Origin of the sequence: Paraburkholderia bryophila, from assembly GCF_013409255.1 — a bacterium.
Classification (GTDB): Bacteria; Pseudomonadota; Gammaproteobacteria; order Burkholderiales; family Burkholderiaceae; genus Paraburkholderia.
Window position 1 is genome coordinate 3,288,671 of sequence record NZ_JACCAS010000002.1, and the last position, 11,009, is coordinate 3,299,679.

Annotated in this window: 10 protein-coding genes; all 10 read left to right on the forward strand. The window is 62.8% G+C overall.

The features are described 5' to 3' along the window. The first annotated feature begins 217 nt into the window (after window positions 1-217). The gene (locus tag GGD40_RS35590) at window positions 218-1,612 is read left to right on the forward strand and encodes an L-serine ammonia-lyase (RefSeq protein ID WP_179746869.1); all 1,395 of its coding nucleotides are present in this window, start codon (window positions 218-220) and stop codon (window positions 1,610-1,612) included. Window positions 1,613-1,649: 37 nt separating this feature from the next. Continuing rightward, a complete protein-coding gene (locus tag GGD40_RS35595; protein ID WP_179713636.1) occupies window positions 1,650-2,894 on the forward strand; it encodes a sarcosine oxidase subunit beta family protein in 1,245 nt (414 codons plus the stop codon). 20 nt (window positions 2,895-2,914) lie between these two features. Next, the gene (locus GGD40_RS35600; protein ID WP_179746870.1) at window positions 2,915-3,241 is read left to right on the forward strand and encodes a sarcosine oxidase subunit delta; all 327 of its coding nucleotides are present in this window, start codon (window positions 2,915-2,917) and stop codon (window positions 3,239-3,241) included. Then, window positions 3,238-6,240 (forward strand): sarcosine oxidase subunit alpha family protein, encoded by a 3,003-nt coding sequence (locus GGD40_RS35605; protein WP_179746871.1) that lies wholly within the window; start codon window positions 3,238-3,240, stop codon window positions 6,238-6,240. Before GGD40_RS35600 ends, GGD40_RS35605 begins: the two co-directional genes overlap by 4 nt. Beyond that, window positions 6,230-6,886 carry a sarcosine oxidase subunit gamma gene (locus GGD40_RS35610; RefSeq protein WP_179746872.1) on the forward strand — a complete coding sequence of 219 codons (657 nt, stop codon included), beginning with the start codon at window positions 6,230-6,232 and terminating at the stop codon, window positions 6,884-6,886. The genes GGD40_RS35605 and GGD40_RS35610 overlap by 11 nt, the downstream gene beginning before the upstream one ends. 8 nt (window positions 6,887-6,894) lie before the next feature. Then, window positions 6,895-7,158, forward strand: coding sequence for a hypothetical protein (locus GGD40_RS35615; protein ID WP_179746873.1), 264 nt, complete (start codon window positions 6,895-6,897; stop codon window positions 7,156-7,158). A gap of 139 nt (window positions 7,159-7,297) precedes the next feature. Beyond that, window positions 7,298-8,716, forward strand: coding sequence for an MFS transporter (locus tag GGD40_RS35620; protein WP_179713627.1), 1,419 nt, complete (start codon window positions 7,298-7,300; stop codon window positions 8,714-8,716). A 426-nt stretch (window positions 8,717-9,142) separates the two neighbouring features. Continuing rightward, on the forward strand, window positions 9,143-9,715 hold the full coding sequence (locus tag GGD40_RS35625; RefSeq protein WP_179746874.1) for a GNAT family N-acetyltransferase: 573 nt from the start codon (window positions 9,143-9,145) through the stop codon (window positions 9,713-9,715). Window positions 9,716-9,927: 212 nt separating this feature from the next. Further along, window positions 9,928-10,263: a DUF6916 family protein gene (locus tag GGD40_RS35630; RefSeq protein ID WP_179746875.1), complete on the forward strand. Its 336-nt coding sequence runs from the start codon at window positions 9,928-9,930 to the stop codon at window positions 10,261-10,263. Between the two features lie 58 nt (window positions 10,264-10,321). Beyond that, window positions 10,322-10,930, forward strand: coding sequence for a phage tail protein (locus tag GGD40_RS35635; protein ID WP_179746876.1), 609 nt, complete (start codon window positions 10,322-10,324; stop codon window positions 10,928-10,930). The last annotated feature ends 79 nt before the right edge of the window (window positions 10,931-11,009 follow it).

The following is an 11,009-nucleotide window of genomic DNA, read 5'->3' on the forward strand; positions in this document are numbered from 1 at the left end:
AGGTTCGAGGCCAACACCCAAAAAAACACCACGAGCAACCATCCCAAACCCGCCAAAAACCATAAAAAACCCGCCGAGCGCCGCATCAGGCTGTGCCCCCTGACGACCCCATCCCACGCCAATGGCGTTTTTATTCTATCGACCAAAACCAACGTGAGTTGCAATACACCAACCCCAAACCCCGACCGCTGCAAGCGCAAAAAAAAGGCCTCCGAAAATGAACGTCAGCGTCTTCGATCTGTTCAAGATCGGCATAGGCCCATCGAGCTCCCACACCGTGGGCCCGATGATCGCCGCGTGCCGCTTCGCCTCGCACATCGAAGACGCCAACCTGCTGGCTTTTGTGCGCAGCGTCAAAATCGAACTATTCGGCTCCCTCGGCGCAACCGGCAAAGGCCACGGCACGGACAAAGCCGTCCTGCTAGGCCTGGAAGGCAACCTCCCGGACCTGATCGACCCCGACCTGATCGAACCGCGCCTGAAGACAATCCGCGAAACGAAACAGCTGACGCTACTCGGCAAACATCCGATCAAATTCGACGAGCGCGACCACCTCGGCTTCTTCCGCAAGCTGATGCCGGGCGCACCAGGCTCAGGCATCGTGCATCCGAACGGCATGCGCTTCCAGGCCTTCGACGAAAACGCGCAACTGCTGGTCGAGAAAGAGTATTACTCGATCGGCGGCGGCTTCGTGGTGAATCGCGAAGGCGATCGCGTCAACGGCCTGCGTGCCGGCGCGGACGTCCCGCATCCGTTCCGCACCGGCGACGACCTGATGCGCGTGTGCCGCGAAACCGGCCTGTCGATCGCCCAGATCACGCTGCGCAACGAATGCGCGTCGCGCCCCGAACACGAAGTACGCGAAGGCCTGCTGGCGATCTGGCGCACCATGTCGGCCTGCGTCGAACGCGGCTGCAAGGTGCGCGGCGAGTTGCCCGGTCCGATGCACGTGAAGCGCCGCGCCGCCGATCTGTGCGCGCAATTGCGTTCGCGTTCGGAAGAATCGTTGCGCGATCCCCTTTCCATGCTCGACTGGATCAACCTGTACGCGATGGCTGTCAACGAGGAAAACGCAGCCGGCGGGCGCGTCGTCACGGCGCCGACCAACGGCGCGGCCGGTGTGATCCCCGCAGTGCTGCACTACTACGTGAAGTTCATGCACGCGTCGAACGACGCCGGCATCGTCGACTTCCTGCTGACGGCGGCCGCGATCGGCATCATCTACAAGGAAACCGCCTCGATCTCCGGCGCCGAAGTGGGCTGCCAGGGCGAGGTGGGCGTGGCCTGTTCGATGGCCGCCGCCGCGCTCGCCGCCGTGATGGGCGGCACGCCCACGCAAGTCGAAAACGCCGCCGAAATCGGCATGGAACACAACCTGGGCATGACCTGCGATCCGGTCGGCGGCCTCGTGCAGATTCCGTGCATCGAACGTAACGCGATGGGGGCGGTCAAGGCGCTCAACGCAGCGCGCATGGCGATGAAAGGCGACGGCCAGCATTACGTGTCGCTCGACAATGTGATCAAGACCATGCGCGAAACCGGCGCGGATATGAAGACCAAATACAAGGAGACGTCGCGCGGCGGCCTGGCCGTGAACGTCATCGAATGTTGAAGCATGCATTGAAAGACAGTACCCACAAGGATCAACGATGAGCCGCTATTCGATATTCAGCCTCTTGCGCAACGGGATGTCGTATCACGAGAACTGGGAGCGCCAGTGGAAGAGCCCCGAGCCCAAACGCGAGTACGACGTGGTGATCGTCGGCGGCGGCGGCCATGGTCTCGCCACCGCCTATTACCTTGCGAAAGAACACGGCGTGCGCAATATCGCCGTGCTGGAAAAAGGCTGGATCGGCGGCGGCAACACGGCGCGCAATACGACGATCGTGCGTTCCAACTACCTGTGGGACGAATCCGCCGCGCTCTACGAAAAAGCGATGAAACTGTGGGAAGGGCTCTCGCAAGACCTGAACTACAACGTGATGTTCAGCCAGCGCGGCGTGATGAATCTCGCACACACGTTGCAGGACGTGCGCGATACGGAACGTCGTGTGAATGCCAACCGGTTGAACGGCGTGGACGCCGAATTCCTCACGCCGGCGCAGATCAAGGAAATCGAGCCGACCATCAATCTGAATAGCCGCTATCCGGTGCTCGGCGCGTCGATCCAGCGTCGCGGCGGCGTGGCGCGTCACGATGCGGTCGCATGGGGTTTCGCGCGCGGTGCGGATCAGGCCGGTGTCGATATCGTGCAGAACTGTCAGGTGACGGGCATTCGCCGCGACGGCAGCCAGGTGATCGGCGTGGATACGACCAAGGGGTTCATCAAGGCGAAGAAGGTCGCCGTGGTGGCGGCGGGCAATACGTCGACGCTCGCGGATATGGCCGGCATACGCCTGCCGCTGGAAAGCCATCCGTTGCAGGCGTTGGTGTCCGAACCGATCAAGCCGGTGGTCAACACCGTGGTGATGTCGAACGCGGTGCATGCGTATATCAGTCAGTCCGACAAGGGCGATCTCGTGATCGGCGCCGGCGTCGATCAATACACCGGGTTCGGCCAGCGCGGCAGCTTCCAGATTATCGAAGGCACGCTTGAAGCGATCGTCGAAATGTTCCCGGTGTTCTCGCGGGTGCGGATGAATCGCCAGTGGGGCGGCATCGTGGATGTGTCGCCGGACGCGTGCCCGATCATCAGCAAGACCGACGTGAAGGGCCTGTACTTCAATTGCGGCTGGGGCACCGGTGGCTTCAAGGCGACGCCGGGTTCGGGCTGGGCGTATGCGCACACCATCGCGCGCGACGAGCCGCATCCGTTGAATGCGCCGTTTTCGCTGGACCGTTTCTACACCGGCCATCTGATCGACGAACACGGCGCCGCCGCCGTCGCCCACTAACCGACATTGGAGAGAATCAGATGCTACTGATCGAATGCCCATGGTGCGGGCCGCGCGCCGAAACCGAATTTTCCTGCGGCGGCGAGGCGGATATTGCGCGTCCGCTCGACACCGAAAAACTCACCGACAAGGAATGGGGCGACTACCTGTTCATGCGTAAGAACCCGCGCGGCGTGCATCGCGAGCAATGGATGCACGCGCAAGGATGTCGCCGCTGGTTCATGGCGCAACGCGACACGGTGAGCTACGAGATCCAGGGCTACGACACGTTCGAGCGTCCGCTGCTCGCACTGGACGGCAACGAAGGCCAGGTGCAAGGTCAGGTACAAGGGGGTAAGACGCAATGAGCCAGACAGACCGACTCCCCAACGGCGGGCGCATCAATCGCGCCATGCCGCTGACGTTCACGTTCAACGGCCGCCAGTATCAGGGCTATCAGGGCGACACGCTGGCCTCGGCGCTGCTCGCGAACGGCGTGCATTTCGTTGCGCGTAGCTGGAAATACCATCGGCCGCGCGGCATCGTGACGGCGGGTGTGGAAGAGCCGAACGCGGTCGTGCAACTGGAAACCGGCGCCTACACGGTGCCGAACGCACGCGCCACCGAAGTCGAGTTGTATCAGGGACTCGTCGCCAGCAGCGTCAACGCGAAGCCGAGCATCGAGAAAGATCGCATGGCGGTCAATCAGAAGTTCGCGCGTTTCATTCCGGCGGGCTTCTACTACAAGACGTTTATGTGGCCGCGCAAGTTCTGGCCGAAGTACGAAGAAGTGATTCGCGACGCCGCCGGTCTCGGCAAGGCGCCCGAACACAACGACGCGGACCGCTACGACAAGTGTTTTGCGCATTGCGACGTGGTGGTAGTGGGCGGCGGCCCGACCGGGCTCGCGGCGGCGCATGCGGCGGCGTTGTCCGGTGCGCGCGTGACGCTGATCGACGACCAGCCGGAACTCGGCGGCTCGCTGCTGTCGTGCCGTGCGGAGATCGACGGCAAGCCCGCGCTGCAGTGGGTGCATAAGATTGAAGACGAACTGCGCCAGATGCCCGACGTGAAGATCCTGTGCCGTAGCACCGCCTTCGGCTATCAGGACCACAACCTCATCACGGTGACGCAGCGGCTCACCGAGCATTTGCCGGTGACGCAACGCAAGGGTACGCGCGAACTGATGTGGAAGATCCGCGCAAAGCGCGTGATTCTCGCGACCGGCGCGCACGAACGGCCGATCGTGTTCGGCAATAACGATCTGCCGGGTGTGATGCTGGCGTCGGCGGTGTCGACCTATCTGCATCGTTACGCGGTGCTGCCGGGCCGCAACGCGGTGGTGTTCACGAACAACGACGACGGCTATCAATGCGCGCTCGACCTGAAAGCGGCCGGCGCGCAGGTGACGGTGGTCGATCCGCGTGCGAGCGAATCGAAGGGCACGTTGCCGGCGCTAGCCCGGCGCTACGGCGTGAAGGTATTGAACGGCGTCGCGATCACGGCGGCGCACGGCAAACTGCGGGTGGCGTCGGTCGAACTGGTGTCATACGCGAAAGGCCAGCCCGGCGCTAAACAGAGTGACTTGCCGTGCGATCTGCTGGCCATGTCGGGCGGCTGGAGCCCCGTGCTGCACCTGTTCGCGCAATCGGGCGGCAAGGCGCATTGGCACGACGACAAGGCGTGCTTCGTGCCCGGCAAGGCGATGCAGCCGGAGACCAGCGTCGGCGCCTGCGCGGGCGATTTCACGCTGGGTCAGGGCATCCGCTTTGCGATGGATGCGGGCATCGAGGCGGCGCGCGCGGCCGGCTTCATCGTGACGCGGCCGAATCCGGTGCAAGTGGCCGAAATCACCGAAGCGAAGATGCAACCGCTGTGGCTGGTCGGCGGTCGTGAACTGGCAACGCGCGGGCCGAAGCAGTTCATCGATTTCCAGAACGACGTGTCGGCCGCGGATATTTTCCTGGCCGCGCGCGAAGGCTTCGAATCGGTCGAACACGTGAAGCGCTATACGGCGATGGGTTTCGGCACCGACCAGGGCAAGCTCGGCAACATCAACGGCATGGCGATTCTCGCGCAGGCGCTCGGCAAGACGATTCCCGAGACCGGCACGACCACGTTCCGTCCGAACTACACGCCGGTCACGTTCGGCACGTTTGCCGGCCGTGAACTGGGCGAGTTTCTCGATCCGGTGCGCAAGACCGCGGTGCACGAATGGCATGTGGAAAACGGCGCGGCCTTCGAGGACGTCGGCAACTGGAAGCGTCCGTGGTATTTCCCGAAGGCGGGCGAGGACATGCACGCCGCGGTGGCACGCGAATCGCTCGCAGTGCGCACGAGCGTCGGCATGCTGGACGCGTCGACGCTCGGCAAGATCGACATTCAGGGCCCCGATTCGGCGAAGCTGCTGAACTGGGTCTACACCAATCCGTGGAGCAAGCTGGAAGTCGGCAAGTGCCGCTACGGCCTGATGCTCGACGAAAACGGCATGATTTTCGACGACGGCGTGACGGTGCGCCTCGCCGACCAGCACTACATGATGACGACCACGACCGGTGGCGCGGCGCGCGTGTTGACGTGGCTCGAACGCTGGCTGCAGACCGAATGGCCGGACATGCGCGTGCGGCTCGCGTCGGTCACGGATCACTGGGCCACGTTCGCCGTGGTCGGTCCGAATAGCCGCAAGGTGCTGCAGAAAGTGTGCGAGGACATCGATTTCGCGAACGCGGCGTTCCCGTTCATGAGCTATCGCGAAGGCACGGTGGCCGGCGCGGCGTCGCGGGTCATGCGCATCAGCTTCTCGGGCGAACTCGCCTATGAAGTGAATGTGCCGGCGAACGTCGGACGCGCGGTGTGGGAAGCGTTGATGGCGGCGGGCGCCGAGTACGACATCACGCCGTACGGTACCGAAACCATGCACGTATTGCGCGCGGAGAAGGGCTACATCATCGTCGGTCAGGATACGGACGGTTCGATGACGCCGTATGACGTCGGCATGGGTGGGCTGGTCGCGAAGTCGAAAGACTTTCTCGGCAAGCGCTCGCTGACGCGCTCGGACACCGCGAAGGCGGGGCGCAAGCAACTGGTCGGGCTGCTGCTGGAGGATTCGTCGTTCGTGATACCCGAAGGTTCGCAGATCGTCGCCGGGCCATTCCAGGGCACGACGGCCGCGATGCTCGGTCACGTCACGTCGAGCTATTACAGCCCGATCCTGAAGCGTTCGATTGCGATGGCGGTCGTCAAGGGCGGTCTCGACAAGATCGGCGAAACGGTCACGATTCCGCTTGCGAGCGGCAAACAGATGGCAGCGAAGATCACCAGTTCGGTGTTCTACGACAGCGAAGGGGCACGTCAACATGTGGAATGAAACTCGAGGCACGGGCTCGGTCGTGGATCGCACGGTCGGTAAGCAAACCGGCGTATGGCAGGAGTCGCCGCTGGTCGGCACGGATGCCTTGCTGAAGAAGCATCTGTCGACGGCCGGCGCGGCGTTCAGATTGAGCGAGCGGCCGTTCCTTGAACTGGTGAACGTGCGGGGCGATACGCGCGACGCGGCCTTCATGCAGGCGATGGAAAGCGTGCTCGGCTGCCGTCCGCCGGAAAAGGCCAATACGATTGCGCGCGGCAATGGTTATGAGCTGCTGTGGCTCGGCCCGGACGAATGGCTGGTGCGCTCGGCCACCGCGCACGATGCGACCCGCAGCGCGCCGTTGCTGGCGAAACTCGGCGCCGCGTTCGCGGGCGTGTTTGCCGCGGTGGTGGATATCGGCAGCGGCTATACGGTGCTTGAAATTAGCGGCACGCGCACGCGTGAGGTGCTGACGCGCGGCTGTCCGCTCGATCTGCATCCCAAGCTGTTCGGCGAAGGGCAGTGTGCGCAGAGCCACTATTTCAAGGCATCGATGACGCTCGTGCCCACCGGCGCGAACAGCTTCGATATCGTGGTGCGCCGCAGTTTTGCCGATTACTTCGTCAAGATGATGCTCGACGCGGCCGAGCCGCTGATGTCGTAACGCGCGAGATGGCGTCGACGCGTCTAGCCACCGCGCGCCTCACCGAGCGCGCCTGCCTTGAGGGCGATGCCCATGCCGCGCTCGCGCTGCTCGACCAGAGCATCGTGCTGCGGCATCGGCGCATCGCGCTGATCCGCTATCTGCTCGCGCAGCAACTCGGCGCGCCGCTGGAGGCGCGTCATCATCAATACGTCGAAAGAATCGCCGCGCGCCTGAGCGCGGACACACTCTCGCGCATTGCCGGCGCCGCGCGTGCGCGTCTGCGTCCTTAACGCGCGAGCGCAGCCCCGAACGACGCCCCCGTTCCATTCCGATGACGGTTTTCTTCTATGTGGCCGATTTATGTCCACGTCTACTGAAAACCTGATCGGAGTACTCACGCGGCAGCCGCCGCATCAACGAGGGGATGACATGTCCACCGCTTTCCAGCCGCGCGCGAGCGCCGCCGCTCGACTCGAACGATTGCCGTTCTCCGGTTATCACCGGACGATTTTCCTTATCATCGCCGTCGCGTTCTTTTTCGATTCGGTCGATCTCGGCACGATGACGTTCGTGCTCGGCTCGATCAAGGCGGAGTTCCATCTGTCGACCGCGACGGCCGGGTTGGTGGCGAGCGCGAGTTTCTTCGGCATGGTGATCGGCGCGGCGGTGGCGGGGTTGCTGGCGGATCGTTTCGGACGCCGGCCGGTGTTTCAGTGGAGCATGGTGTTGTGGGGCCTGGCGTCGTATTTGTGTTCGACGGCGCAGAGCGTCGAGGCGTTGATTTTCTATCGCGTGCTGCTGGGTATTGGCATGGGCATGGAGTTTCCGATTGCGCAGACTTTGCTGTCGGAGTTCGTGCCGGCTGCGTCGCGCGGCAGGCTGATCGCGTTGATGGATGGGTTCTGGCCGCTCGGGTTTATCACGTCGGGCGTGGTGTCGTATTTCGTGTTGCCCGCATTCGGTTGGCGCACGGAGTTTGCGTTGCTCGCGATTCCCGCGGTGTTCGTGCTGATCGTGCGGCGCGTGGTGCCGGAGTCGCCGCGTTGGCTCGAGCATCGAGGGCGTCTGGCCGAAGCCGATAAGGTGCTGGCTGAAGTCGAAGCGAAGGTGATGAAGGCGGCGGGCCTGACTCAACTGAGTACGCCGGCGATGCTGGCCGAGCCGGCCGCTGTGAAGGGAACGGGCGCGTTTCGCGAGATCTGGAGTCTGGCCTACCGGCGTCGCACGATCATGGTGTGGACGTTGTGGTTCTTTGCGTTGCTCGGGTTTTATGGACTCACGTCGTGGCTGGGTGCGTTGATGCAGCAGGCGGGTTTTGCCGTGACCAAGTCGGTGCTGTACACGGTGTTGATCTCGCTCGGCGGGATCCCCGGATTTATCTGCGCGGCGTGGCTGGTCGAGCGGTGGGGACGCAAGCCCACCTGTATCGCGTCGCTCGCGGGGAGTGCGGTGATGGCGTATGTGTACGGGCAGACCGCGTTGCATGCGCAGACGCCGACGCTGCTGATCTGTGCCGGCCTGGCGATGCAGTTCTTTCTGTTTGCGATGTGGGCCGTGCTTTATACCTATACGCCGGAGCTTTACGGTACCGGGGCAAGGGCGACCGGGTCGGGCTTCGCTTCCGCGATTGGGCGGGTCGGGTCGTTGATCGGGCCTTACGTGGTGGGCGTCGTGTTGCCGGTCTTTGGGCAGGGCGGGGTGTTTTCGCTGGGCGCGTTGTGTTTTGTCGTGGCGGCTGTCGCGGTGTGGGTCCTGGGGATTGAGACGCGAGGGCTGGTGCTGGAGACGCTGGTTCAGGATGCCGTGCAGGCCGACGGCGAGCTGGGGTTGCGGCCGGTTCGGGAGTAGATTTCTGACCGGCTGGGTTGGCGTTGCCCGGCACGGGATGTCTCTTCACTTAAGCCCCACGGCATCGAGCGAGTTCCCGCGCGAGATGGATGTGGGGCTTGCCGTTTCTAAAATCCAGAACGCCAATTGCAAACCGTTATCATAAAATCAAAAAAAATAAACTGATCAACATCAAAAAACACGACCGTGCAAAATTTCTAATTATTACAATTCACGCAAACGTTTAATCAAAAAATCGATTCATCAAATTTTCACTCGCCGCTCCATTCGGAGCGAATTCGATTCGCGCCGATTAACATCCCTCAACCGCAATCAGGGAAATCCCTCGTCAGTTTTTCCTTAATAATCGATTGCAGGTGCATTAACAACCGGCTACGATCCGGTCCCATACGCATCTCATAATTTCTTGTAAGAGCTTCGATCAGCATGACAGGGACGCCGGTTTCAGGCGCGGCAGCGGCAGCGGAGCAACCCGCCGTCGTGTCGTTGCGAGCGTCGACGAGCGCCGACCGTGATTTTCTGAAGACTGTTTTCTTCAGCACGCGGTTCGACGAATTCGCCGCCTCAGGGTTAAGCGTCACGGAGATCGACGCGTTGCTCGCGCAACAGTTCGATATGCAGGAGAGCTATTATCGGCGCCACTATCCGGCCGGCCGTTTCGACGTCGTGATGTCCGGTGACATACCGGTGGGCCGTCTGTATCACGACTGGAAGCGCGGGCGCGGATTGAGCGTGATCGACATTGCGTTGCTGCCGACCTTTCGCGGCGCCGGCATCGGTACGCGGCTGATGCAGGCGTTGGTCGAGCGGGCGGCGCAGGCCGGTTTGGCCGTCAATCTGTACGTCGAGGTGAACAACCCGGTGCAATCGCTTTACCGCCGGATGGACTTCGTAAAATGCGGAGAAAATGGCATTTACGAATCGCTCAGGCGAGAAGCCGTGCCATTCGGTTCGATCGCCGAACCGTTGCCCGGCTTGCAGTCCAGTATCGCCGAATGAAGTTTTAAATGCGGGGCGCATATAGCGGCCCGTATAACAAGAATATTCAAGTCCGGTTTGAAATATGCCGTTAATCACGCATCGGGTCGTTTCGACGTATCGCAACGGCGTTTGAAAACCTGCGCGTGTAATGCGCATTGGCTCAATCGGTAAAAAGCGACCGGCGATTATCTTGAGCAACGGTGTGCGACAAATTCACTGCCGGGGGGCGGGTGTCTGCAATTCCTACTCATGCCGAGTTGACTGAGTCGCTCGGCAGCATCTTCGTGTTGACGTCGCCGCAGGGCTACGCGGTCGAAGCGCGCTTGAGCAGCGCGCCGGCCGGCGTGCCGATGGACGACGGCTACGTCTGCTACAGCGCGCTATTCGAACTGCCGCAACACGTTCAGCTTCCCCAGGATACCTATCGCATCGACGCGCCGGACGGCCGCGTCTGGGAACTGCTCGCCACGCCGACGCGCCCGCAGGCGAGCGGCGGCGCGACGCTCTGCGTCGTCATTCACACCCTGAAGCCGGCGCCGCAACAGCCGGTCGAGACCCCGCAATGACGCCGGTCATCGTGCTCACGACCCGGCGTCCCATCCGTCGTACTTCCAGGAGATTGTCATGAGCGATCCGTTTCTCGGTGAAATTCGTATGGTCGGCTTCAACTTTGCACCAGTCGGATGGGCGCTCTGCCAAGGGCAGATCGTGAGCGTCTCGCAGAATTCGGCGTTGTTCGCGCTGCTCGGCACGACCTTCGGCGGCAATGGCCAGACCAGCTTCGGCCTGCCGAATTTCAGCAGCCGCTCGCCGGTTGGCACGGGCAGCGGTCCCGGCCTGTCGACAATCGACTGGGGCGAGATTTCCGGCAACGAGAACATCACGCTGAACCAGCTGCAGCTGCCGCAGCACACGCACGTGGCCACGGCCACCGGTGGCTCCGGGACCGCTCAGGTGAGCGTGCCGGCGACCACCGCGACCACCAACCCGGAGTCGATGCCGGCAGCCAATGCCGTCCTCGGCCCGGCCTCGGCGAGCGGTCACGCGGCCACCATCTACAGCACGGCCACGGCGAATACCACTCTTGCGCCGTTCAACGTTTCGGTGCAGACGCCCGCGCCGACCGTCACCGTGGCGCAGACGGGCAGCAATGCGCCGGTGCCGTTGCGCAATCCGTACCTCGGCACGACGTTCATCATCGCGCTGCAAGGCGTTTATCCGTCGCGCGGCTAACGCGTTCTCATCGCGCGCGGTGCGGCTGCCCGTGCCGCGTTAATCAATAGTCACGGGGCGCGGCAGCCAGCGCTCCGGC

What these genes read in the sequence shown, in the direction of transcription:
- GGD40_RS35590 (WP_179746869.1), top strand. Translation starts at nt 218, where the DNA reads ATGAACGTCAGCGTCTTCGATCTGTTCAAGATCGGCATAGGCCCATCG.
- GGD40_RS35595 (WP_179713636.1), top strand. Translation starts at nt 1,650, where the DNA reads ATGAGCCGCTATTCGATATTCAGCCTCTTGCGCAACGGGATGTCGTAT.
- GGD40_RS35600 (WP_179746870.1), top strand. Translation starts at nt 2,915, where the DNA reads ATGCTACTGATCGAATGCCCATGGTGCGGGCCGCGCGCCGAAACCGAA.
- GGD40_RS35605 (WP_179746871.1), top strand. Translation starts at nt 3,238, where the DNA reads ATGAGCCAGACAGACCGACTCCCCAACGGCGGGCGCATCAATCGCGCC.
- GGD40_RS35610 (WP_179746872.1), top strand. Translation starts at nt 6,230, where the DNA reads ATGTGGAATGAAACTCGAGGCACGGGCTCGGTCGTGGATCGCACGGTC.
- GGD40_RS35615 (WP_179746873.1), top strand. Translation starts at nt 6,895, where the DNA reads ATGGCGTCGACGCGTCTAGCCACCGCGCGCCTCACCGAGCGCGCCTGC.
- GGD40_RS35620 (WP_179713627.1), top strand. Translation starts at nt 7,298, where the DNA reads ATGTCCACCGCTTTCCAGCCGCGCGCGAGCGCCGCCGCTCGACTCGAA.
- GGD40_RS35625 (WP_179746874.1), top strand. Translation starts at nt 9,143, where the DNA reads ATGACAGGGACGCCGGTTTCAGGCGCGGCAGCGGCAGCGGAGCAACCC.
- GGD40_RS35635 (WP_179746876.1), top strand. Translation starts at nt 10,322, where the DNA reads ATGAGCGATCCGTTTCTCGGTGAAATTCGTATGGTCGGCTTCAACTTT.